Raw genomic sequence first — 23293 nt, forward strand, 5'->3', positions numbered from 1 at the left:
TTGACAAGAAAATGCCACGTCCCTTAGCCCTTGGGTATCCAATTAGGTCAGGGGGACCACCATGCTTGCTGTTTATGCCATTCCGGTGCTGTTGGGTATTGGGCTGCTCGCGTTGCTGATTGATGACGATGATGATGCGGAGTCTGAAGAACGTCAGACCGTCGAACTGGACGAAGACGACGAAACCTTCGAAGGCACCGACGCGCCGGAACGCGCCATTGGCAATGCTTTGGCAAATGAAATGCTGGGCGAAGGCGGCGACGACATCCTGCTCGGCCTTGGTGGCGGGGACGCCATTGATGGCGGCGCAGGCAATGACACGGTTTATGGCGGGAATGGCAGTGATTTCGCCGTCGGCGGTGCTGGCGAGGACAGCGTGTTTCTGGGCGATGGCGATGATGCCTACGCCTCCGATGACGAAGACCGCTATGACGCAGGTGACGATCTGGTGCGCGGCGGCGCCGGAGACGATCTGATTTCCGACGTGCGCGGATCTAACACCCTGTTTGGTGATCTGGGGAATGACGTGTTGCTGGCGGCGGATGGTCTTGGGGATGAAGACTTCACCGAACCTGCGGAATTCGGCACCACCGACACCCTGTCGGGTGGTTTTGGCGATGACACGCTGGCGGGCGATGATGGGGACGTGATGACCGGCGGTGCCGGCGCGGATGAGTTCATTTCCATCAATGATCTCAGCAGACCGACACAAGACGCGGTCGTGATCACCGACTTCGACCCCGAAGAGGACGTGTTGAACATCCTGATCACTGAACCTGCGGATGAAGACAGCGAGGTGCTGTTCGAATTTGATGAGGACGAAGGGGCGGTCAACGCGATCTATGAAGGGCGGACAGTCGCGATCCTGCGTGGGTTGGACGAAGACACGCTGCCCTCCCTCTCTGCCGCGATCACTGCGCCGGATGAGCCTCTGGTACGGGTCTGACCCTTTCAGAGGCCGAAACGAAAAAACAGCCCACGCATGACGCGGGCTGCTTTTTCTTGTCTTGCACCAGTCTGGCGGCTCAAACGGCTTTCTTGCGCATCTCGTCCAGATAAATCTCCCGCAGCCGTGTCGCCACGCTGCCGGGTGTGCCATCGCCCAGTTGCGCGCCGTCAATCTCCACCACTGGCATGACAAACGCACTGGCCGAGGTGGTGAAGGCCTCATCCGCCTGCATCGCCTCATCAATGGTAAAGTTGCGTTCTTCCACCACCATCTGCGCCTCTTTCGCCAGCCGCAGCACGGCGGCGCGGGTGATCCCGTGCAGGATGTCATTGCTCAGCGCGCGGGTGATGATCTTGTTGCCCTTCACGATATAGGCGTTGTTGGACGTCCCTTCCGTGACAAACCCGTCCTCGACCATCCAGGCATCATCGCACCCTGCCTTCTTGGCCATCATCTTGCCCATCGACGGATAGAGCAGCTGCACCGTCTTGATGTCGCGCCGCCCCCAGCGGATGTCTTCGATTGATATGATCTTGGCACCCTTCTTGGCCGCAGGGCTGTTCGCCATTCCGGGTTTATTCTGGGTGAACAGCACGATGGAGGGCTCGGTTGTTTCGGGGTCGGGGAAAGCAAAATCCCGGTCGCCGTCGGATCCACGGGTGATCTGCAGGTAAATCAGCCCTTCTTCAATCTCATTGGCGCGCACCAACTCACGGTGCACTTCCAACAGATCGTCCTTGCTGATCGGATTGCGCATTTCCAGCTCGTTCAATGACCGGGACAGGCGCACCGCATGGCCATCAAAGTCAATCAATTTGCCATCCAGTACAGAGGTCACTTCATACACCCCATCCGCCATCAGAAACCCCCGATCAAAGATCGAAATGGTCGCTTCATTCTCCGGCATGTAGTCGCCGTTCACGTAAACTGTTCGCATGTCTATCCCCATAGTTCCGGTGCAGGCGGATGCACCCCGTTTTCATCAAAGACCAAAGGTGTCTTTCGATCCTCGCCTAACAAAAGGGGGCCATCCAGATCAACAAAAGAGACACCTTGCGCCACAAGTGTCGCAGGGGCCATGGCCAGCGATGACCCCACCATGCAGCCGACAAACACATCATACCCCTTCGCCAGCGCCGCTTGTCGCAGGCGCAGCGCTTCGGTCAGACCACCGGTCTTGTCGATCTTGATATTGACCATGTCGTACTTGCCTTTGAGGTCGGGCAGGCTCGCGGTGTCATGGGCGCTTTCGTCCGCGCAGACGGGCACGGGCCGGTCCATCCCGACGAGTGCTTCATCATCCCCCGCAGGTAGTGGCTGCTCCACCAGTTTGACGCCCAGCCGCAGCAGATGCGGCGCCAGATCGGAATAGACCTCAGCCGACCAGCCTTCGTTTGCGTCAATGATGATGGTCGATTGCGGCGCACCTGCACGCACCGCTTCCAGCCGGGGCATGTCATCCGGCGTGCCCAGCTTGATTTTCAAAAGCGGGCGAAAGGCATTCTCTGCCGCCTGCGCCTGCATCTTCTCAGGGTCATCCAGGGACAAGGTATATGCTGTGATCTGCGGCTTGGGCGCGGGCAAGCCGATCAGGTCCCAAACCCGCTTTCCCGCACGTTTGGCTTCCAGATCCCACAGCGCGCAATCCACCGCATTGCGGGCCGCCCCCGCAGGCAACAGATCATAAAGGCTGTCGTGGGTGATCTCCCCCTCAAGCCCCTCAATCTGCGCCGTGACAGATTCCAGTGTCTCATCATACCGCGCATAGGGCACACATTCGCCCCAGCCCGTGACTCCCCCTTCGCTCAGCCGCACGGTCAGCACCTTGGCTTCCGTCCGCGACCCGCGCGAAATGGTAAACACCTGCGCCAGACGAAAGACGTCCGCTGTCACTTCAATACGCATCGTCCCACCTTCATTTGGCCTCAAAACTCAATTCCGCGCCCGCACCCGGTGCGACGGTCAGATGTTTTTGATGGCCTCGGCCAACCGCTCCGCGCCCTGACGGAAGGGGTCGACCGCAGGCAGACCCATCTCCGCTTCGACCTTGGCCAGATAGGCCTCCGCTTCTTCCTGCGATAGATGCTGCGTGTTGACCGAAACGCCAATGACCTTGCATGCCGGGTTCGCGACCTTGGCCAGCGCCAGTGCCATATCGCTCACCGCCTGCATGGACGGCGGGGTGTAGTCGGGCAACCCGCGCATATGCGGGCGTGTGGGTTCATGACAGATGATTAGCGCATCAGGCTGCCCGCCATGGATCAACGCCAGCGTCACCCCGGAGTAGGACACGTGGAACAGGCTGCCCTGCCCCTCGATGATGTCCCAGTGATCTTCGTCATTGTCGGGCGTAAGATACTCCACTGCACCGGCCATGAAATCTGCAATCACCGCATCCAGCGGCACGCCGGAGCCGGTGATCAGAATGCCGGTCTGGCCCGTCGCGCGGAAGGTGCTCTTCATGCCCTTCTCGCGCATCGCCTCATCCAGCGCCAATGCGGTGTACATCTTGCCAACAGAGCAATCCGTGCCGACGGCCAGCACCCGCTTGCCGGAACGCTTCACACCGTTGGCAATGGGGTATTCCACATTCGGCACCCGCACATCATGCAAGGTGCCACCATTGACCTGAGAGGCCGCAACCAGATCACCTTCGTTTGCCAGCAGGTTGTGCAGGCCAGAGGCAAGGTCATAGCCCATGCCCAGCGCTTCGATCAAAATATCCTTCCACGCCTGAGAGATCACGCCGCCCCGGTTGGCCACGCCAATCACCAGCGTCTTGGCTCCGGCGGCCTTCGCCTGCTCCAGCGTCATGTCTTGCAGACCGACATCCGCCCCACATCCGGGCATCCGGTACTGGCCGACGGCATTATCCGGGCGCCAATCCTTGATGCCCTGAGCCACCTTTGCGGCAAGTTGGTCAGGCGCATCGCCCAGGAACAGCAGATAGGGGGTCTCGATCATGGCAGAATCTCCGGCAGAATGTTTGGCGCATCTTGCGCGATCTATCCCGCAAACCTATTGCTTTTCCAGTGGCAGATCGCATTGGGCGTCGATATTTTCCCGCCGTTTAGGGCAATCGCGCAAAATTCTTGCGTCACATTGGGCGCATGCTGCACCTGCGAAATGCCGCTTGCACCGCTTTGCGCAATTTAATACCAGCTTGCGGCAGAGTATCCGCAATAAAATTACGCCTATTCAAGGAACCTGCCCATGTCTTTCCGCCTGCAACCCACACCGCCTGCCCGCCCCAACCGCTGCCAGCTGTTTGGCCCTGGCTCGCGTCCGGCAATTTTCGAGAAAATGGCGAGCTCGGCTGCGGACGTGATCAACCTTGACCTTGAAGACAGCGTGGCCCCCTCGGACAAGGACAGCGCACGCGAAAACGTGATCAAAGCCATCGGCGATGTGGATTGGGGCAGCAAGACACTGTCCGTGCGAATCAACGGCCTCGACAGCCCCTATTGGTATCGCGATGTGGTGGACCTGCTGGAACAAGCTCCCGAGCGGCTCGATCAGATCATGATCCCGAAAGTGGGCTGTGCCGCAGACATCTACGCAGTGGATGCGCTGGTGACCTCCATCGAAGCCGCAAAGGGCCGCACCAAGAAGATCGCATTCGAGGTGATCATCGAAAGCGCGGCGGGCATCGCCCATGTCGAAGAAATCGCCGCCGCCTCCCCGCGCCTTGAAGCGATGAGCCTGGGTGCCGCAGACTTCGCGGCCTCCATGGGCATGCAGACCACCGGCATCGGCGGCACCCAGGAAAACTATTACATGATGCACGAGGGCCAGAAACACTGGTCCGACCCCTGGCACTGGGCGCAAGCCGCCATCGTCGCTGCCTGCCGCACCCATGGCGTGTTGCCCGTCGACGGCCCCTTCGGAGACTTTTCCGATGACGAAGGTTTCCGCGCGCAGGCCCGCCGCTCCGCAACGCTGGGCATGGTGGGCAAATGGGCCATCCACCCCAAGCAGGTCGTCCTCTCGAACGAGGTGTTCACCCCCTCTGAAGAAGCCGTGACAGAGGCCCGCGAAATCCTCGCCGCGATGGAAGAGGCCAAGGCGAACGGGGAAGGCGCCACTGTCTACAAAGGCCGTCTGGTGGACATCGCCAGCATCAAACAGGCCGAAGTGATTGTGCGCCAATCCGAAATGATCAACGGCTAAACGCCCCTTCCAAATGGTCTAAAAAACCCCCGCGGAGCGCTAAAATCTCTTCTGGAGCTCCAGAAGAGATTTCAGGCCTCTGGCAGGGTTTTTTGAACCATTTGGAAGACAGGGTTCAGATATCAGGCCCGCTCATCTTTTGGCGACCCCATTACCACATAGGATGTAATGCTGTTGACCTGGGGCAAGGCGCCCAGCATGTCCGTGTGGAAGTGCTTATAGGCGCGCAGGTCGGCGCATTCGACGCGCAGCAGGTATTCGATGGTCCCGGTGATATTGTGGCACTCCACAACCTCGGGCGCGCGGCTGATGGCTTTCTCAAAGGCTTCCTGGCTTGCTTTGGAATGGTCTGACAGGCCAACACCAACGTAGGCGGCAAATCCACTTCCCAAGGCGGATCGATCAAGCACCGCGCGGTATCCTTTGATGATGCCGCGCCGCTCCAGTTCCTGCACGCGCCGCAGGCAGGCCGAGGGGGACAGCCCGACACGTTCGGCAAGTTCTATGTTGCTGATCCGGCCGTCGCGGGAGAGCTCTTGCAATATTTGCTCCGATATGCGGTCAAATTCAGTCATTTGTTGTGCATACTCCTGCGAATTTCGCATATTCACAATTTATCGCCGGCGCATTCATGTCAATCCTTGTGTCATGACCCTGGATACCTTTGCCGCCCTCGCTCTGTTCGCTTTTGTCAGTTCCGCCACGCCGGGGCCCAACAACCTGATGCTGATGGCCTCCGGCGCGAATTTCGGCTTTCGCCGCACCGTGCCTCATATGCTGGGGATTTCTGTCGGTTTTCTGGTGTTGATGCTGGGCGCAGGCATCGGGCTTGTGCAGATCTTCGACCGCTTTCCGGTGGTCTACACCCTGTTGCTGGTGGCCAGTGTGGCTTACCTGCTGTGGCTCGCCTGGAAGATCGCCAATGCGGTGCCCGCGCAGGCACAGGCGGCCAGGGGCAATCCGATGACCTTCCTGCAAGCAGCCGCGTTTCAATGGGTCAATCCAAAAGCCTGGACCATGGCGCTTACGGCAATCACGGTGCATGTGGCGGATGGGGGGACGGCCATGCTTGCCCTCGCCGCCCTCGTGTTTGCGCTTGTGAACCTGCCGTCCGTCTCGATGTGGACGGTCATGGGTCAGCAAATGGCGCGTTTTCTGACCAATCCCGTGCGCTTGCGCCTGTTCAACTGGAGCATGGCCGCCCTGCTGGTGGTCTCGCTCTACCCCGTTCTCAAGGGGTTTCAGTAGTCGCGCAACGCGATGTCGCCACGTTCACACAGGCGGCGGCAATCCGTGGCGTCTTTTCCCGTATCCTCGCGCAGCAGCACGAAATCAGACCCCGGCCCTTCAAACCGGTAGTCATCGCACAGCCCGTCGTTCATCCATTCCGACGCATCGACGCCAAAATCAACGGCCTCGCATTGGGTCGATTCCAATGCGGCATCCAGATCAAAAAGCTGTAGATCCCCATTGGCGAAACCTGTCCGGCAATCGCTGGCATCATGGCCCAGATCCTCACGGTCCAGTCCTGCTGCCATGGCGGATCCCCGAAAACGGCGGTCATCACAGGCCCCGTCCAACGCCCATTCACTGGCGTCATCGCCGAAGTTGATCTCCTGCGCGGACAGACAGAGGGGTAGCATGTACAACACTGCTACGACGCTCCACCGTGAATTCATGGCTCTTCCCTTTGTTCCGAGACAGCCCCCACCGGCACGCTACCTTTATTCCCGCGCGTTGCAAACCATTCAATTGCAAGCCATATAACGATAAATGACCGCGGAGGATCCGATGACCCAGTACCTCGATTTCGAAAAACCCCTGGCAGAGATTGAAGGCAAGGCGGAAGAGTTGCGCGCGCTGGCTCGGGCGAACGAGGAGATGGACATCTCCGATGAGGCAGCCGCCCTTGATGTCAAGGCCGAGGCGATGCTGAAAGAGCTTTATGGCAGCCTCACGCCATGGCGAAAGTGTCAGGTCGCGCGTCATCCCGAGCGGCCGCATTGCAAGGACTACATCGAAGCCTTGTTCACCGATTACACGCCGCTTGCCGGCGACCGGAACTTTGCAGACGATATGGCCGTCATGGGCGGTCTGGCGCGGTTTGATGACAAGCCGGTCATGGTCATCGGCCATGAAAAAGGCACCGACACCAAATCCCGGATTGAGCGTAATTTCGGCATGGCCCGTCCCGAAGGCTATCGCAAGGCCGTTCGGTTGATGGATCTTGCGGGCCGGTTCAACCTGCCGGTGATCACCCTCGTTGATACCCCTGGTGCCTATCCCGGCAAGGGAGCAGAAGAGCGTGGCCAGTCAGAGGCCATCGCCCGTTCGACCGAGAAGTGCCTGCAAATCGGTGTGCCGCTGATTTCCGTCATCATTGGTGAAGGCGGGTCCGGCGGTGCGGTTGCTTTTGCGACGGCGAACCGCGTGGCGATGCTGGAACATTCGGTCTATTCCGTGATCACGCCGGAAGGCTGCGCGTCGATCCTGTGGAAAGACTCCGAAAAGATGCGGGAGGCGGCAGAAGCGATGCGGCTCACGGCGGATGATCTGCGGCGTCTGGGGGTGACCGACCGGATCATTCTGGAACCCATGGGCGGCGCGCACCGCGACCCGGCCAAGACCCTTGCCGCCGTGCGCCTGAACATCGCCGGCATGCTGGAAGAGCTGAGTGGCAAGTCCGCCAAGGCGCTTATCGCGGACCGGCGGCGCAAGTATCTGGATATGGGCGGCAAGGGGCTGGCTGCCTAATTCGCCTCGTCGAGCTTGAGACGAAAACGTGGACCGCCAGTGGTGCGGCTGAAACCTGCGCGTTCATAGAACTCTTGCGCGGCGGTGTTGTCGGGATGTGTGCCCACCGCAAGGTAACGGCACCCCTGCGCTTTTGACACCTGCGCACTGGCCGCGATCAAGGCATGACCTGCACCGGTGCCCCGCGCCTCTGCGCGCACGAACAGGTGGTGCATGTCCATCCCCCGCACGCCGTATTGCACCTGAACCAAAGGGCACAGCGCGGCATAGCCAATCAAGCCCCCCTTAGCCTCTGCCACCAGCAACGTGATCCACGGCGGTGCGCCCAGCGCATCACGGGTCAGCGTTTCAACGGTCAGCGTGGCGGCGTCGCCATGAAAGGCCGCAAGGCCGTGGGCCATCTCCACAACAGCGGGAAGGTCATCTGAAACAGCGGGACGAGTGGTGATCCGGGACATGTCAGTCTCCTTTGATCCGCCAGCATGAGGATAGGCCGCACAACTGGCGGCCGGTGGGTTTGAAAAAGGGGAAACGGGCCGCGTTCAGAGGAAGCGGCGATAATAGACGGTATTGTTGAGCAACGTCATCATGCCTTTGCTTGTGACCGCTGCACTGCCATCGGTCAAGCGTCTTATCCCGCCAGCATCCGCAGGCCCTGGGTCACATCTGACCGCACGGCCAACCGCAGGCCCGGTTCATCGCCTGCGCGCAGCGCCGCAATGATCAGCCGGTGAAACTGCGGCGGTTCTGTCCGTCTGAGCCGTCCGTAAAGCGCGCGCATCGTGGGCCCCATCTGCAACCAGACCGTTTCGGCCATCGCCAGCATCGCAGGGGCCTGTGCGCGCAGATAAAGCGTGCGGTGGAACTCCAGATTGGTCCGGATGTAGTTGACCGCGTCCCGCTGGCTGACGGCTTCGGCCACGGCGTTGTTGATCGTTTGCAGCCGTTCAATCAGCGCAAGATGCGCACGTGGCAAGGCACGGCTGGCCAGTTCCACTTCGATCAGGGCGCGCAGGGCCGCCAGTTCCTCGATCCGTTCGTTGCTCAGCTCCGGTGTGCTGATCCGGCCGGAGGCCGACATCGTGAATGCGCCTTCCGCCACCAACCGCCGCACCGCTTCGCGCGCGGGCGTCATGGAGACTTCGTATTCCTTCCCGATCCCCCGCAGCGTCAGCGCCTTGCCCGGCGGCAGATCGCCATACATCACCCGGCTGCGCAACCGGCGGTAGACGCGGTCATGGGCCAGTGGGGTGGCTTCGATCGGGCGGGGGGACAGGTTCATGGGTCTTTTGTGATCACATCCATGCCACAGGTCAAGACCGCCGCTCAGGTGAACTTGTAGCGATGCAGCGCATTGCCTTCCCGGCGCAGCCAGCGGCGGGGCGAATCGTATGCGCCATAAAGCCGCGTCACCTCGGCCCAGAAGGCGGGTGAGTGGTTCATCTGCGCCAGATGCGCGACCTCATGCGCCGCGACGTAATCAAGCACTTCAGGTGGTGCCATGATCAGCCGCCAGGAAAACATCAGGCCTGCGTCAGACGTGCAGGATCCCCAGCGCGACCGGGTATCGCGCAAGGTGATTCGGGCATAGGGTTTGCCCAACACCGCCGCATAGTCGTCACAGGCACCGGCAAGCCTGTCGCGCGCCATTTCCTTCAGCCATGCGCCCAGCCGCCGCCCCGCGCGCTCTGGCGGGCCGGGCACTACGATGTGGTTGACGGCAATCTCAATCCGGCGTCCGGCACCCGGCACGACCTGCAACATCTTGCCCCCAATGGGCAATTGCGCCCCGTGCCCCACAAAAACATCCTCCTGGCGCGCCTCAAGATGGCCGCGAATCCATGGCTCTTTCTGCCGGGCAAAAGCCAGCGCTTCCCGCTCTGCCAGCCGCTTGGGCAGGGTCAGCGTCACCCTGCCATCCAGTTGGCTGATGCGCAGCGATATCCGCTTGGCGCGGGCAGAACGGCGCAGGATCAGAGGGATCGGCGGATCGCCGGGCAGGACGTGGTCGGGCATGGATCAGGCTCTTCTCGGGACCTTGGGGCTAAAGCCTTTGACAGTCCCTCCCTCATATGGCACTTGCCCGCAATCATCTACACGCAACCGCAAATGACCAAGGGGGTATTTCATGCCCAATGAAGAATGGGGAACCAAACGCCTGTGCCCGACAACGGGCAAGCGTTTCTATGACCTCAACAAGGATCCCATCGTCAGCCCCTACACGGGCGAAGTTCTGGAAGTAGACGCTTCCAAGTCCCGCATGATCGCGGCGGACGCCGAAGATGCGGCGACCACAAAAGCCAAAAAGGCCGAGGTCGCGGAAGAAGAAGATATTCTGGACGATGAGGACGACGTTGATGTCGATCTGGATGACGATATCCTGGACGACGACGACGCCGATGATGACACTGTACCACTGGAAGACATCGCCGATGTCGCATCCGAGGACGACGACAGCTGATTAGAACCCAGGCATCGGGGCGGGTCGGATTTTCCTCTTGATCCCGCCCCCGCTTGGCACTAATCACGCGGAACCAACGGCCACACGCCGATTTGGGGCATTAGCTCAGCTGGGAGAGCGCCTGCATGGCATGCAGGAGGTCAGCGGTTCGATCCCGCTATGCTCCACCATTCCCTTCCCATCTCCATGACATTAGGTTCTTTGCACGGCTGACGGGCGCCCGTCCGCGCCGAGGGGACCCAAAATGCAATTGCTCAAGCCAAGCCTCGACCACCTCCCCGCCTATCGTGACGCCCTGCAAAAAGGATGGTCACCAGACAACCTGCGCCCCGAAGCCGCGCAAGAGCATCTGGTCCGTATGTCAAAAGACCCAATCACCTTCGTTTCAAACCTTGATGACCCGACGGCCAGGGCAGGCCCTGTCAAGCTGCCCGACGGCTCCATGGTGCCGCGCCTGCCAAGCATTCGCCGCTGGATCTGGGATAGCGACTTCTGCGGCCACATCAGCCTGCGATGGCAACCCGGCACCGAAGCCCTGCCACCAACCTGTTCCGGCCACATCGGCTATGCCGTTGTGCCGTGGCGGCAGGGGGAGGGGCGGGCTACCGCGGCGTTGATCGCCCTCCTGCCAGAGGCAGCAGCGCTTGGATTAAGATATGTCGAAATCACAACCAGCCCGGACAATCCGGCGTCTGTCCGGGTCATCGAAAAGGCGGGCGGCGTGCTGGTGAAAACCTATACCGCCGACAAGGCGCTCGGCGGGCATCAGACCATGCAGTTCAGGGTTGCGCTTGCCCCCGCATGAACGGTTTGAGCGTGCCATGGTCCTCATACCTCCCCGAACCGCTCCCGATATGCGGTGGGCAAAATTCCAACCCGCTTCACAAAACTCCGCCGCATCTTTTGTTCAGATCCGAACCCGGACAGTGCCGCAATCTCCTTCATGGGCTTCCGGCTCCGCTCCAGATAGCGCCGCGCCATCACCAACCTTCGCTCTTCAAGGAACCGCGATGGGCTCTGACCGAAATCGCGCATGAACTCGCGGAGCAGCGTGCGTTCTGTCGTACCTGCATGCCGGGCCATCATCTGCACACTCCACCCGGCTGCCGGGTCTTCTTCGATGCGCGTGTAAAGATCAGCAAGACGCTTGCTCGAAACGGCCTGCGCCCTGAGCGGCGCGGAATACTGCGACTGTCCGCCGTCCCGCTGCATGAACACAACCATTTCACGCGCCACACTCAAGGCTACGCGCCGCCCGTGATCCGCCTCAACCAGCGACAGGGCAAGATCGATACCAGTTGTGACCCCGGCGGAGCAGTGGAATTTGCCATCTTGCGTGAAAATCTCATCCATGTGCCATGCGACCTCTCCAAACCGGCCAAGCGCAAGATCATGGCGTTCCCAATGGGTCGTTGCGACCCTGCCGCCCAGCAACCCGGCCGCCGCCGTCAGCAAACTGCCAGAGCAGATGGACACAAACCGCCGCACATCAGGTTCTGCCCGACGCAGGAAACGCAGTAGCGCCGGATTCTCCAGACGGTCATCCACCCCCGGCCCGCCCGGAACGATCATATCCTCCGCACCGGCCCAATGACCAAATGAGGTGTTGGACCGCAGGATCAGCCCAGTGTCGGTTCGGAAATCACAACCGTCTTGGGTCACCGTCTCCAGACCATAGGCGGCCCATCCCAAAACCTTGTTGGCAGAGCCAAACACCTGTGCCGGGCCCGCGACATCCATCAGCAGGACATCATCAAAGCCCAAGATGGTTACGCGATGAGGGCGCTTTGTCTGATTTTGATTGTTTGTGGACATATCAGACAATGCGCATGTCCCATAAGCTGCTGTCAACCGGTCCCAAGGAAAGCCCGCTGACATGCCACGTACCTTCATCACCGACGTCCCCGGCGTGCCTGCCTCGCCCTCACCGATCTCCAACGCGGTGGTGGTTGGGCAGACCTGTCACATCTCCGGCCAGCTTGCCGTTTACGAAGACGGCTACCGCCCCGGCACTGCCGAAGAGGAGGCAGAGCGCGCTTTTGATCTGGTGTTCAAAGTGGCCGATGCCGCAGGGTTCACGTCCGATGAGATCGTCTATATCGACATCGCCTTTGCGGACATTGAACACGATCTGGCTGCGGTGAACGCGGTCTGCGTCCGGCGTTTTTTGGACTATCCCGCGCGTACCGTCTATGAGGCCGCAAAACTTCCCTTCGGTGCAAAGGTCAAGGTTCAGGCCATCGCGATGAAGGACAACCAGGACCGCCGCGCCCCCGGCCCCACTGGACCCCAACGGCCCAGCCTGTAGAAGGGGCAGGTGACCCCCTTGACCCTCACCACCCTGCACGACCTCAAGACCCTGTCCGTGGACAGCATCATCGACGTGCGCGCGCCGTCGGAATTTGCAGAAGACCACATTCCCGGCGCGCTCAACATGCCCGTGCTTACCGATGCACAGCGGGCCGAGGTTGGCACGATCTATGTTCAGGACAGCCCCTTCAACGCCCGCAAGATCGGTGGTGCCCTCGTGGCGCAGAACACCGCACAGCATTTGCAGGGCCCGCTGGCGCAGCACGAAGGCAGCTGGCAACCGCTGGTCTATTGCTGGCGCGGGGGGCAACGCTCCGGTGCCTTCGCGACGATCCTCGATCAGGTTGGCTGGCGGGTACATCTGCTCAAAGGCGGTTACCGCAGCTACCGTCGGCTGGTGGTGCAACTCTTGTATGAACAGACACTGCCACATCGCATCCGGCTCATCGACGGTGGCACGGGCACGGCAAAGACACGTCTGCTGGACCATCTCCGCGAAGCGGGTGGTCAGGTGCTCGACCTCGAAGACCTCGCCAATCACCGCGGCTCGCTCTTTGGAGGCACCGCAGGGCCGCAGCCTGGTCAGAAGATGTTTGAATCCCGGCTGGCGGAGGGGCTTTGTGCCCTCGACCCTTCGCACATCACCTGGGTAGAGGCGGAAAGCAGCAAGATCGGTGAACGCCTTGTCCCGCCTGCCTTGTGGGCCTTGATGCAAACCGCCCCGCGCCTGCGGTTGCAGGCGCCCGTTGCCGCCCGCGCGCGCTTTTTGACCCGCGCCTACAGTGACCTGACCACGGATGCCGTGCGTCTGGGGGAACAGATCAACCAGCTCAGACCCTATCACCCCGCCGATGTGGTGGAAGGCTGGCACCAGCAGGCCACAGACGGCGCGTGGGAGGCTCTGGCCGCAGGCCTGATCACCGCGCATTATGACCCCCGCTACGCGAAATCCGCTGCGCGGTCCGACGTGCCTGTCACGCCTCTGTCGCTTGACGATCTGGAAGACGAAACGCTTGCCGCTACGGCCCGCCGCCTGATCAGCGAGACGCCTCAAGCGTGATCTGCCCCGGCATTCCGGCACGCAATGTCCCGATGATCCGCGCAGCAGGCCCGATCTCGGCCAGCGCCGCCGCCGCATCCTGCGCCGACATCGCTGCCAGTAGGCCCCCTGCCGTCTGCGGGTCATGGAGCAGCGGATCCTCCACCCCCGCAACCGGCGCATCCGCCCGGTTGGCCCGCATCAGGGAGGACGCCACGCCCGCCGCCGAAAGCGCCCGCGCCCCTGCATAGACCGGGATCTGATCCTGCCACAGCACCGCCTCCATCGCTGAGGCCCGCGCGATCGCGGCCACATGCCCGGCCAGCCCAAAGCCCGTCACATCCGTCATCGCACGGGCCTTTGCCAGCGCCCCTGCGGTTTCCCCCTGCGGCGCCGCCATCTGCGCCAACAGGCCGGTCACGTCCCGCCCTGCGGCTTTGCCCTGCATCTCTCCCGCCAGGATCACACCACTGCCAATGGGCCGCGTCAGCACCAGCACATCGCCCGCCTGCGCGCCTGCCACCGTGATCGGCGCGGTGTCCCTGGTCCCGGTCACGGTAAACCCGATCGTCATCTCCGCACCCATGGTGGTATGCCCGCCGACCAGTTGCGCGCCCGCATCACCCAACACCTCCGTGGCAGCCTGCGTGATTTCCGCCATCTGCCGCGCCTGTAAAGCGGGCGACATCTGCGGCAACACAACAGACGCCAATGCCACCTGCGGCTGCGCGCCCATCGCCCAGACATCGCCCAGCGCATGCACCGCCGCAATCCGCGTCATCACCACAGGATCGGCGACAAAGCCCCGCAGATGATCGGTGGAGATCACCTGAAACCCGCCGCCTGTCTGGCGCAGCACCGCCGCATCATCCCCCGCCGTGGTCAGCACATCGCCGGTCGCAGGCCCCAGCCCGCCCAGCGCGTCCCTCAAGACGCCGGACCCCACCTTCGCCCCACATCCCGCACACATCGGCTTGGCCTCTACGTCATACCCCTTCGCCACCTGCCCCTTGGGCTGCGGTACCTGCATCACCGGCAGATCCGACAACCGATCCATGAACGCCCGGTCAATCCGGTCCTTCCACTGCCACAGCGCGGCCCCTTCAACAGCCACACCAAACTTCTCCGCCAAAGCGCGTTTGCCACCCAGTGACACCAGCTTGAGGTAATGCTTCTGCGGCTTGAAATGCCGCATCGCCCCGCCTGCCAAAGCCACCCGCAGATTGTGTTTCAACACAGGGGCCGCCCGTACCGCAAACACCCCCGCCTTGGGCCTCGGCGCATGGGACATATGCGCACAATCGCCTACCGCAAACAGCGCATCATCCCCGCGCACCCGCAAATCGGGCCGCACGTCAATGAACCCCGCCACCAAAGGCAGATCCGTCTGCGCCAGCCACCCATGGGGAAACGCCCCCGCAGCCCCGACACACAGCTGCGCTGGCACCTCGCCACCCCGCTCCAGCCGCACAGCACCCGGCGCAACCTCCGCCACCGTCACGCCGCAGCGCACAGTCACCCCAAGACCCGCCATCGCCGCGTCCACCCTGCGCCGTGCCCCGTCGCCCATGCCCGATATACCCGGCCCCGCCTCGATCACCGTCACCTGCGGCACCACACCCGTCATGGCCATCGCATGCGCCATCGCCATCGCCAGCTCACAGCCCGCCACGCCACCACCAATCACGGCAACCTCCGGTGCAACCTCTCCCGCCGCCACCTGATCCAGAAACGCCGACCAGCGTGCCGCATAGGCCGCCAGCGGCTTCGCCCCGATCCCATGCGCGGCAAACCCCGGCAGATCCATCGCCGCCGTGATCCCGATATCGATCGAGGCCACGTCATATCCCACATCACCGCGCCCCGCGACATGCACGCTCCGCGCCTCTCGATCTATCGCATCCACTTCTCCCAGGATCAGCGCCGCCCCCGCATGCCGGCACAGCCGCACCAGATCGATCTCCAGATCGTCCCGCCCATAATGTCCCGCAACATAGCCCGGCAACATGCCCGTATAAGGCGCTGTCGGGCCGGGATTGATCACCGTCAGCCGTGCGCCGGGCAGCGGTTTCATCCCCCAGGCGCGCAACACCAAAGCATGGGCATGCCCGCCCCCTACCATCACCAGATCCCGCGTCAGGGGCACATCACTCAGCACCGCTCCACCCTCTTTTCTCCCTAAATATCCCGGAGTTTGAGGCAGAGCCTCAATAAGAATAAAATCGAATGCGGGCTCTGCCCGCTCCTTTTCCTAACAGCCCAGCCAGACACCCGCTAATGAAAATCCCGCGACTTCGGGATCACCCGCACATCGCGCGGATGTGTGCGCCCGCCAACCTGCCCCGGCACAGGGTGTTTCACCTCATCCCCGCGCGCATAGGTCTCCGGCACCCTCTCATGAGACAGCGCATCGAGCCTGTCCGTCCGGTTTTCCAACCGGTCCGCCACCACATGAATGACCTTGCCATCGCTCTGGATGCGCCCATGCACCACCAACAGGCGCGCCGACATGATGATGGGCCGAAACTGCTCAAACAGCGTAGGCCAGATCACCAGATTGGCCACCCCGACCTCGTCCTCCAGCGTGATGAAACACACGCCTTTGGCACTCCCCGGTTTCTGCCGCACCAACACCAGCCCCGCCAGCGACACCCGCTGCCCATGCCGCATCCCCGGCAGCGCATCGGTGCAATCAAACCCCTGCCCCCGCAGACTTTGCCGGTAGAACGACATCGGATGCGCCTTCAGGGACAACCGCAGCGTCTGATAATCCGCCACCACATGTTCCGCCTTGGGCATGGCCGGAAGCGCAACAAAAGGCTCCGCCCCCTCATCCTTCGCCGCCACATAGGAAAAAATCGGCAGATCCGGCGCATCCTTCAGCCCCTGCGCCTGCCAGAGCGCGGCGCGCCGATCGAGCCCCATCCCCCGCATCGCATCCGCCGCCGCCAGCCTGCGCACTGATCCACGATCCAGCTTTGCACGGACCTTCAAATCCGCCACATCGGCAAACGGCGCATCCCGCGCTGCCATGATCCGCCGTCCTGCATCCTCCCGCATCCCATCCACCTGCCGGAACCCAAGGCGCAGCGCGAAACCTTCGCCGCAAGGCTCCAGGGTGCAATCCCAATCGGAGAAATCCACATCCACCCCGCGTACCTCCACCCCATGCTCGCGCGCATCCCGCACAATCTGCGCAGGCGCATAGAACCCCATGGGCTGGGAATTGAGCAGCGCGCAGGCAAAAACCGCCGGGTAATGACACTTCATCCACGACGACACATAGACCAGCTTGGCAAAGCTCGCCGCATGGCTCTCAGGGAAACCATATTCCCCGAACCCCTTGATCTGATCAAAACACCGTTGCGCAAAATCGGCGTCATAGCCGCGCTCTGTCATCCGCCCGACCATCTTCTGTTGCAAGGTCTCGATCGTCCCACGGGACCGAAAGGTCGCCATCGCCTTGCGCAACTCATTGGCCTCCGCAGGCGAAAACTTCGCCGCATCAATGGCAATCTTCATCGCCTGCTCCTGAAAGATCGGCACGCCCAGCGTTCTCCCCAGTATCTTGAGCAACTCATCCTGCGGATGTTCCGCCCCCGGTGCCGGGTAGCTGACCCCCTCAATCCCCTGCCGCCGCCGCAAAAACGGATGCACCATGTCCCCCTGAATGGGTCCGGGCCGCACAATCGCCACTTCGATCACCAGATCATAAAACGTGCGCGGCCTGAGCTTGGGCAACATTGCCATCTGCGCACGGCTTTCCACCTGAAACACCCCCAGCGAATCCCCCGCACAGAGCATGTCATAGGTCGCCGCATCCTCCGCAGGCACCGTTGCCAGATCAAAATCCGCCCCGTAATGCGCCCGCATCAGGTCAAACCCCTTGGCGATACAGGTCAGCATCCCCAGCGCCAGAATATCCACCTTGAAAATCCCCAGCGCGTCGATGTCGTCCTTGTCCCACTCGATAAACGACCGCTCCGGCATGGCACCATTGCCGATGGGCACAATCTCCGTCAAAGGCCGCTCCGTCAGGATAAACCCGCCCACATGCTGGCTCAGATGACGCGGCATCCCGGTCATCTGCTGCGCCAATTTTAACACCCGCCGCAGATAAGGATCGCTCAAATCCAACCCCGCTTCACTGACGCGCTTCTCCTTCATCTCCCCTTCAAAGCTGCCCCAAACCGTCCCGGCGAGTTTCGAGGTCACATCCTCACTCAGCCCCATCGCCTTGCCCACCTCCCGGATGGCCGACCGGGGCCGATAATGAATGACCGTTGCACAGAGCCCGGCCCGCTCCCGGCCGTATTTTTCATACATGTACTGGATGACTTCCTCGCGCCGCTCATGCTCGAAATCCACGTCGATATCCGGTGGCTCATCCCGTTCCTCGGATAAGAACCGCTCAAACAACACGTCATGCTCTTCCGGATCCACCGCGGTGATCCCAAGACAGAAACACACCGCTGAATTCGCCGCCGACCCCCGCCCCTGACATAAGATGGGCGGGCTGGCGTCCTGACGCGCGAACCGCACGATGTCGTTGATCGTCAGAAAATACCGCGCGATCTTCTTGGAACGAATGAGCGCAAATTCCTTCTCGATGATCCCCCTGATCCGCTCCGACACGCCATCCGGATAGCGCCACGCCGCCCCCGCCCAGGTCAGCCGCTCCAATTCCTCCTGTGCCGTGCGCCCCTCCGGTTCGATCTCATGCGGATATTCATACTTCAGATCCGCCAATGAAAACCGACACCGATCTGCCACCACCCGTGTCGCCGCAATCGCATGCGGCCACGCACTGAACAAGCGGCACATCTCCGCCGGCGATTTCAGATACCGCTCCGCATTCGCCTCCAAGGCAAAGCCCGCGTTCTCAATGGTGCAGCCCTCCCGAATACAGGTCATCACATCCTGCAAGGGCCGTCGCTCCGGCGCGTGATAAAGCACATCATTCGTCGCCAAAATCGACAACCCCTGCGCCCGTGCCAACGCATCCAGCCGCGCGATCCGCGCCACATCATCCCCGCGATAGAGATACGCCGCCCCCACATACCGCATCCCCGGCAGCGCCTTCACCAACCTCGGCAACCCCGCCTCAAACACCTCCAGCCGCGCGGGCGGCATCACGATCAACTCCAGCCCGTCCGCCTGCGCCGCCAGCATCTCCAGCGTCAGATGGGTCTCCCCCTTCTCCTGCCAGCCCCCGTCCACATCCGCCATCTTGCCCTTGCTCAGCAATACCGACAGCCGTGCATAGGCCTCCCTGTCCCTCGGATAGGCCAGCACCTGCGTCCCGCACAGCAACACCAACCGCGCGCCGATCACCGGTCGCACACAGGCCTTGCCCGCTTCCACATGCACCCGCACCACACCCGCCAGCGTGTTGTGATCCGCCACCCCCATCGCGTCATAGCCCAGCACATTGGCCGTCGCCGTCAGATCAACCGCATCCGACGCCGCGCGCAAAAACGAAAAACAACTCGCCAGCCCCAGCTCCACATAAGCACTGGGCGGATGCCACTGAAACGGATCATCCCCCTCCAACGTGCGCCGCTTGAACCCCTCCTGCTGCGGCATCTACACAGACGACACCTGATCCATGAACGCAGGTCCCCCCTCTTTTTGGCCATAAGTATCCCAGAGCTGCCCTCTCCCCCCACACACCACTGGCGTTAAAACGCAAACGGGAGGGCGGGCGGGGCGTCGCGGCACGCGCGCGCCGACCGGCTCACGCAAAAATCCCGTGCACAAACCAGCGCGGATCGCCGCCGCGTCCGTCGCCCAAAATCCCTTCGCGAAACAGCCAGAACCGCCGCCCATCGACAACCTCCACCTTGTAATAATCCCGCAACCTTGTGCCCGCCTTGTCGCGCCACCATTCGGGCGCGATCCGCTCGGGCCCCTCATGCCGCACCATCCGAAACGCCACGCGCCGCCAGCGAAACTGCGCAGGTGGCCCTTCAGGCACGGCATATAAAACCGCCACCTCCTCCGCAGGTTCCAGCAACCGCAAAGGCCGCTCCCGCACCAGCACCGGCACCGCTTCACCTTCGCCCCGCAACGCAGGCTGCCGACGCTCCACCCGTTCGGGCAGGTGGCTCTCGACCCAGGCCGACCATGTCACCTTCTGAGGCCCCAACCGCGCCGTCAGCCGGTCCAGCAAAGCCGCCACATCGCGCCCGGCATCCCGCGCCCCGTCCAGATGGTCCTGATGCAGCGCCAGCGGCTCGGCCACCAAAGCCTCCAGCGTCAGCAAATCAAAGCCAAACCCCGGATCAATCCCCTCCAGCTTGCCTTCCATCAACCGCAGCAAATGCGCAGGCTCCCGGCTTGGTTGCGCCAGCGCCACATCGCGCGACCGCCATTCCCCGTCCACCCGGTAGATCGTCAACCGCAACCGCCGCGCGCCCTGTTCCGCCTTGGCCAATTGCCCCGACAGATCCCGCGCCAACCCTTCCAGATGCGGCACCGGATCAATCACCGGCTCTGCCAGCCGCGCGCGGGCCAGCCAGCGCGGGGGCTCAGGCGGCGCATCCAGCGGCGCCCCTTCGCGCCCCAGCGCCCGATCCAGCAACACCAGCGGGTTCAACTCTGCCGCCACCCGGTCAAACCGCCGCATCAGCGCGACGCGCGGCACCTGCATCAGCGCGCCCAGCGTCTTCAGCCCCAAGCGCTGCAACAGCTGCACGGTCTTGTCCTCGACCCCCAGTGCCGCCACCGGCAACGGAGCCAGCGCCACCTCCATATCCTCTGGCCCGCAGATACACCCCGCAGGCCCATACCGCGCCAGCATATGCGCCGCACCGCGCGTGGGTGCCACCGCCAGACGTGCGCCTAATCCCTGCATGCGAAACCGCGTGGCCATATCGCGCAACAGCGCCGCTTCGCCACCAAACAGATGCGCCGCGCCGCTGATATCCAGCACAATGCCATCCACCCCATCGCGCACCGTCCACGGGCACCACCGCCGCGCCCAGAGGGCGATCTGATCCAGCAGCTTCACCTCGCGCGCAGGCTCCCCCGGTTCCACGTGCAGATCGGGGTGGATCGCCTGCACATCCACGACGCGGGCCCCCGTCAGGATTCCCCGTTTGCGCGCCGCAGCACTCACCGCGTGGATCACCGGCCCATGGGTGCCCTGCACCGACAGCACCACCGGCACGTCATCCCCCGGCAAGGTCCGCTGCTGTGCGGTGATCCGCCGCCAGCGGTCCATCGCCAGATCGGGAAAGCAGGCGGAGACGATCCTTGCTGCGTTTGGGCTGACCTGCTCCATCATAAGCCGCCTGCCAGACACCCGGGCTGCGCCCGCGTGCGCGGAACAATTCCGCCTCCCACAGGGGCGGACCGGGGGCGGCCGGATTGTAGGGATGCCTGCGCGACGGCAGAGAGCTTAACCGCCAGCGTTCGCGGGCGGCTGACAACGCCCCATGGTCCCCCGACCGAATAAGCCACACCGGCACTTTCGCCGCCTCCGCGCGCAGCGCCAGCCGCTTGGTCGCGGTAAAGCTCAACACCTCCGGCGCGCCGTGGATCTCCCCCACCACCGCTGCCAACCCGGCACAGGCCGCGCCCTCTTCCATCGCCCAAAGCACATCGCGCGGGTTGCTCACCTCCACCCGCAAGACCTTGCCAGCAAAGCCGAAATGCCCCAAAGCCGCGCCATACAAACGCCCGTTCTCCCGCCGCGACATACGGTCGCTGACCCAGAGCACGGGCTTGTCCCCTTCGGGCAAACAGGCCAGCACAAATCCCGTCACCGCCGCATCGAATGGCCCGCCCGACAACACGTCGCGCAGCACCGCATCGCCGTGCTGCGGCGCGGGCACATCCTGAACCAGACGTTTGGCAGACAGGGATATCACCTGTCCGATTGGCGAATCGGCATTCATGCATCTCTCCATTTGTTCACTTTTTGTTCTATTTGAAAAGAGCACCAGAATCGACCCCCTTCCTGCAATGATTTGCAAAACCCGTGGCAACAGGCTTGGATGGCCCCAACAACAGGAGCCCCCCATGACACGCCAGCAAAACGCCTCGTGGCAGATCACCAAACCCGCCGTCACCAGCCGCCATGGCATCGTCGCCAGCCAGTCCCGTGTGGCAGCCACCGTCGGGGCGAAGATCATGGCGGAGGGCGGCAATGCGGTGGATGCCGCGATTGCCACGTCATTCGCTCTGGGGGCGGCTGAGCCATGGATGAGCGGCATGGGCGGCGGCGGCTACATGGTGGTGCGCCCCGCAAATGGGCCTGCGAAAGTGGTCGAATTCGGCATGCGCGCGCCCAAAGGGCTGCGCACGGAGGATTATCCAATCGTCGGTGGCAAGGCGAATGACCTCTTCCCATGGCCCGCCGTGCAGGACGATCGCAACGTGTTCGGCGCCACCGCCGTGGCCATCCCCGGACAGGTCGCAGGCATGGCGCTTGCGCATAAGACCTTTGCCACCAAACCCTGGGCTGATCTGCTAGCGCCAGCCATCTCATTGGCCGATGATGGCCTCCCCGTGGATTGGTTTGCACAGCTGATCATCGGCGGCTCCGCCCGCGATCTACATCCCTTTGACGCCTCGCGAGAAACCTTCCTTGACGATGCGGGCTTTCCCAAATCCTCCGGCTGGACCGCCTTGGGCGAAACCCGTTGCGGCCTCAGCCGCCTGGCCGCCTCCCTGCGCGTTGTCGCGGCCCAAGGCGCGCCGGGGTTCTACACCGGCCCGCTGGCCGACAGCATCATCGCTGATCTGCGCGCCGCAGGTGGGCGGCACAGGCTGGAAGACCTCTCCACCTACCGTGCCACGCTGGTGGATGCCTCCGCAGATGCCTACCGCGGCCATACCGTGCTGGGCACACCCACGCTGACCGCAGGGCCCACCCTTGCCCGTGCGCTGGATCTGATGGCGGCCAATTGGCACCCACGTGGCACCACCCCCGATGCGACCGCCTATGCCGCCTATGACGCCGCGATCCGGCAGGCCAATATCGAACGGTATGAGACCATGGGCGACATTGAGAACGAGCCAGACCCCAGTTGCACCAGCCACTTCAGCGTGGTCGATGCCGAGGGCACCATGGTGGCTGTCACCCAAACCCTGCTGTCGATCTTCGGCTCCCGCCTGATGCTGCCGGGCAGTGGCATCTTGATGAACAACGGCATCATGTGGTTCGATCCCGAACCCGGCAAGCCGAACTCTCTGGGGCCTGACAAACGCTGTCTGGCGAACATGTGCCCCACCGTGGTGGAGCGCAGCGATGGGGCGGTGTTTGCACTTGGTGCCTCGGGTGGGCGCAAGATCATGCCGTCCGTGGCGCAGTTGATCTCCATGGTGCTGGATTATGGCATGGATCTGGACACCGCCCTGCACACCCCGCGTCTGGACATGAGCCTGGCGGAGCAAACCATCGCCGACGACAGCCTCGCGCCGGAGGTGCTCTCCGCGCTGGAGGCCGCCTTGCCGCATCCGGTGATCCCTGCGCCGCGCACGATCTTCCCGCTGCATTTCGCCTGCCCCTCCGCCGTGTCGCGGCTGGCCGGGATCAATGCGGGTGCAACAGAAATCATGACGCCCTGGGCCGACGCTGTCGCTGCCGAAAGGTAGAAACGGC

At 62.6% G+C, this 23293-nt stretch carries 22 protein-coding genes and 1 tRNA gene; 10 read left to right on the plus strand and 13 right to left on the minus strand.

Annotated elements, in window-relative coordinates; genetic code table 11:
- Positions 1 to 61 precede the first annotated feature (61 nt).
- Complete coding sequence (locus Q1A91_RS10535; RefSeq protein WP_299876531.1) at positions 62 to 946, plus strand: hypothetical protein; 885 nt, start codon at positions 62 to 64, stop codon at positions 944 to 946.
- A 79-nt stretch (positions 947 to 1025) separates the two neighbouring features.
- Here Q1A91_RS10535 and Q1A91_RS10540 read toward each other — a convergent pair whose 3' ends face one another.
- Genes Q1A91_RS10540 through dgcN form a run of 3 tightly spaced genes read right to left on the minus strand, consistent with a single transcriptional unit; the run spans position 1026 to position 3913 of the window.
- On the minus strand, positions 1026 to 1886 hold the full coding sequence (locus Q1A91_RS10540; RefSeq protein WP_299876533.1) for a D-amino-acid transaminase: 861 nt from the start codon (positions 1884 to 1886) through the stop codon (positions 1026 to 1028).
- Between the two features lie 2 nt (positions 1887 to 1888).
- Positions 1889 to 2854 carry an N-acetyl-D-Glu racemase DgcA gene (dgcA, locus tag Q1A91_RS10545; protein ID WP_299876535.1) on the minus strand — a complete coding sequence of 322 codons (966 nt, stop codon included), beginning with the start codon at positions 2852 to 2854 and terminating at the stop codon, positions 1889 to 1891.
- Positions 2855 to 2911: 57 nt separating this feature from the next.
- The gene (dgcN, locus tag Q1A91_RS10550) at positions 2912 to 3913 is read right to left on the minus strand and encodes an N-acetyltransferase DgcN (protein ID WP_299876537.1); all 1002 of its coding nucleotides are present in this window, start codon (positions 3911 to 3913) and stop codon (positions 2912 to 2914) included.
- A gap of 249 nt (positions 3914 to 4162) precedes the next feature.
- On the opposite strand from dgcN, the gene Q1A91_RS10555 reads away from it, so the two are divergent.
- Positions 4163 to 5119, plus strand: coding sequence for an L-malyl-CoA/beta-methylmalyl-CoA lyase (locus Q1A91_RS10555; RefSeq protein ID WP_299876539.1), 957 nt, complete (start codon positions 4163 to 4165; stop codon positions 5117 to 5119).
- A gap of 122 nt (positions 5120 to 5241) precedes the next feature.
- Here Q1A91_RS10555 and Q1A91_RS10560 read toward each other — a convergent pair whose 3' ends face one another.
- A complete protein-coding gene (locus Q1A91_RS10560; protein WP_299876541.1) occupies positions 5242 to 5694 on the minus strand; it encodes an Lrp/AsnC family transcriptional regulator in 453 nt (150 codons plus the stop codon).
- Positions 5695 to 5767: 73 nt separating this feature from the next.
- Between Q1A91_RS10560 and Q1A91_RS10565 the strand changes: the two genes are divergently transcribed.
- The gene (locus Q1A91_RS10565; RefSeq protein ID WP_299876543.1) at positions 5768 to 6367 is read left to right on the plus strand and encodes a LysE family translocator; all 600 of its coding nucleotides are present in this window, start codon (positions 5768 to 5770) and stop codon (positions 6365 to 6367) included.
- On the opposite strand, the gene Q1A91_RS10570 is transcribed toward Q1A91_RS10565, so the two are convergent.
- A complete protein-coding gene (locus Q1A91_RS10570; protein ID WP_299876545.1) occupies positions 6361 to 6762 on the minus strand; it encodes a hypothetical protein in 402 nt (133 codons plus the stop codon). The genes Q1A91_RS10565 and Q1A91_RS10570 overlap by 7 nt on opposite strands.
- A 148-nt stretch (positions 6763 to 6910) precedes the next feature.
- Between Q1A91_RS10570 and Q1A91_RS10575 the strand changes: the two genes are divergently transcribed.
- Positions 6911 to 7873 carry an acetyl-CoA carboxylase carboxyltransferase subunit alpha gene (locus tag Q1A91_RS10575; protein ID WP_299877721.1) on the plus strand — a complete coding sequence of 321 codons (963 nt, stop codon included), beginning with the start codon at positions 6911 to 6913 and terminating at the stop codon, positions 7871 to 7873.
- On the opposite strand, the gene Q1A91_RS10580 is transcribed toward Q1A91_RS10575, so the two are convergent.
- The 3 genes from Q1A91_RS10580 to Q1A91_RS10590 form a co-directional block, all read right to left on the minus strand.
- Positions 7870 to 8331 carry a GNAT family N-acetyltransferase gene (locus tag Q1A91_RS10580; protein ID WP_299876547.1) on the minus strand — a complete coding sequence of 154 codons (462 nt, stop codon included), beginning with the start codon at positions 8329 to 8331 and terminating at the stop codon, positions 7870 to 7872. The genes Q1A91_RS10575 and Q1A91_RS10580 overlap by 4 nt on opposite strands.
- A gap of 173 nt (positions 8332 to 8504) precedes the next feature.
- Entirely contained in the window at positions 8505 to 9155 is a 651-nt protein-coding gene (locus Q1A91_RS10585) for a GntR family transcriptional regulator (protein WP_299876549.1), read from the minus strand.
- A 44-nt stretch (positions 9156 to 9199) separates the two neighbouring features.
- Positions 9200 to 9889: a M48 family metallopeptidase gene (locus Q1A91_RS10590; protein ID WP_299876551.1), complete on the minus strand. Its 690-nt coding sequence runs from the start codon at positions 9887 to 9889 to the stop codon at positions 9200 to 9202.
- Positions 9890 to 10001: 112 nt separating this feature from the next.
- Between Q1A91_RS10590 and Q1A91_RS10595 the strand changes: the two genes are divergently transcribed.
- The 3 genes from Q1A91_RS10595 to Q1A91_RS10605 all read left to right on the plus strand — a co-directional run bounded on the left by Q1A91_RS10595 (position 10002) and on the right by Q1A91_RS10605 (position 11139).
- On the plus strand, positions 10002 to 10334 hold the full coding sequence (locus tag Q1A91_RS10595; protein ID WP_299876553.1) for a TIGR02300 family protein: 333 nt from the start codon (positions 10002 to 10004) through the stop codon (positions 10332 to 10334).
- A gap of 94 nt (positions 10335 to 10428) precedes the next feature.
- Positions 10429 to 10504 (plus strand) — tRNA-Ala (locus Q1A91_RS10600).
- A 74-nt stretch (positions 10505 to 10578) separates the two neighbouring features.
- Positions 10579 to 11139 (plus strand): GNAT family N-acetyltransferase, encoded by a 561-nt coding sequence (locus Q1A91_RS10605; protein WP_299876555.1) that lies wholly within the window; start codon positions 10579 to 10581, stop codon positions 11137 to 11139.
- Between the two features lie 23 nt (positions 11140 to 11162).
- Here the strand turns inward: Q1A91_RS10605 and Q1A91_RS10610 are convergent, their stop codons facing one another.
- Positions 11163 to 12149, minus strand: coding sequence for a GlxA family transcriptional regulator (locus Q1A91_RS10610; protein ID WP_299876556.1), 987 nt, complete (start codon positions 12147 to 12149; stop codon positions 11163 to 11165).
- 61 nt (positions 12150 to 12210) lie between these two features.
- Here Q1A91_RS10610 and Q1A91_RS10615 point away from each other — a divergent pair, with 61 nt between their 5' ends.
- Positions 12211 to 12642 (plus strand): RidA family protein, encoded by a 432-nt coding sequence (locus Q1A91_RS10615; protein ID WP_299876559.1) that lies wholly within the window; start codon positions 12211 to 12213, stop codon positions 12640 to 12642.
- 9 nt (positions 12643 to 12651) lie between these two features.
- Positions 12652 to 13704: a tRNA 2-selenouridine(34) synthase MnmH gene (gene mnmH / locus Q1A91_RS10620; RefSeq protein ID WP_299876561.1), complete on the plus strand. Its 1053-nt coding sequence runs from the start codon at positions 12652 to 12654 to the stop codon at positions 13702 to 13704.
- On the opposite strand, the gene selD is transcribed toward mnmH, so the two are convergent.
- The 4 genes from selD to Q1A91_RS10640 all read right to left on the minus strand — a co-directional run bounded on the left by selD (position 13682) and on the right by Q1A91_RS10640 (position 21584).
- Positions 13682 to 15841: a selenide, water dikinase SelD gene (gene selD, locus Q1A91_RS10625; RefSeq protein ID WP_367278666.1), complete on the minus strand. Its 2160-nt coding sequence runs from the start codon at positions 15839 to 15841 to the stop codon at positions 13682 to 13684. The two genes, mnmH and selD, sit on opposite strands and share 23 nt — an antisense overlap.
- A gap of 116 nt (positions 15842 to 15957) precedes the next feature.
- Positions 15958 to 19269 (minus strand): error-prone DNA polymerase, encoded by a 3312-nt coding sequence (locus Q1A91_RS10630; RefSeq protein WP_299876563.1) that lies wholly within the window; start codon positions 19267 to 19269, stop codon positions 15958 to 15960.
- Positions 19270 to 19420: 151 nt separating this feature from the next.
- Complete coding sequence (locus Q1A91_RS10635) at positions 19421 to 20968, minus strand: DNA polymerase Y family protein (RefSeq protein ID WP_299876565.1); 1548 nt, start codon at positions 20966 to 20968, stop codon at positions 19421 to 19423.
- Positions 20856 to 21584, minus strand: coding sequence for a hypothetical protein (locus Q1A91_RS10640; RefSeq protein WP_299876567.1), 729 nt, complete (start codon positions 21582 to 21584; stop codon positions 20856 to 20858). The genes Q1A91_RS10635 and Q1A91_RS10640 overlap by 113 nt, the downstream gene beginning before the upstream one ends.
- A 124-nt stretch (positions 21585 to 21708) precedes the next feature.
- Between Q1A91_RS10640 and Q1A91_RS10645 the strand changes: the two genes are divergently transcribed.
- Positions 21709 to 23286: a gamma-glutamyltransferase gene (locus Q1A91_RS10645; RefSeq protein ID WP_299876569.1), complete on the plus strand. Its 1578-nt coding sequence runs from the start codon at positions 21709 to 21711 to the stop codon at positions 23284 to 23286.
- The last annotated feature ends 7 nt before the right edge of the window (positions 23287 to 23293 follow it).

It is taken from the genome of uncultured Sulfitobacter sp. (genome assembly GCF_947500075.1).
In the GTDB taxonomy this organism is placed as follows: Bacteria; Pseudomonadota; Alphaproteobacteria; order Rhodobacterales; family Rhodobacteraceae; genus Sulfitobacter.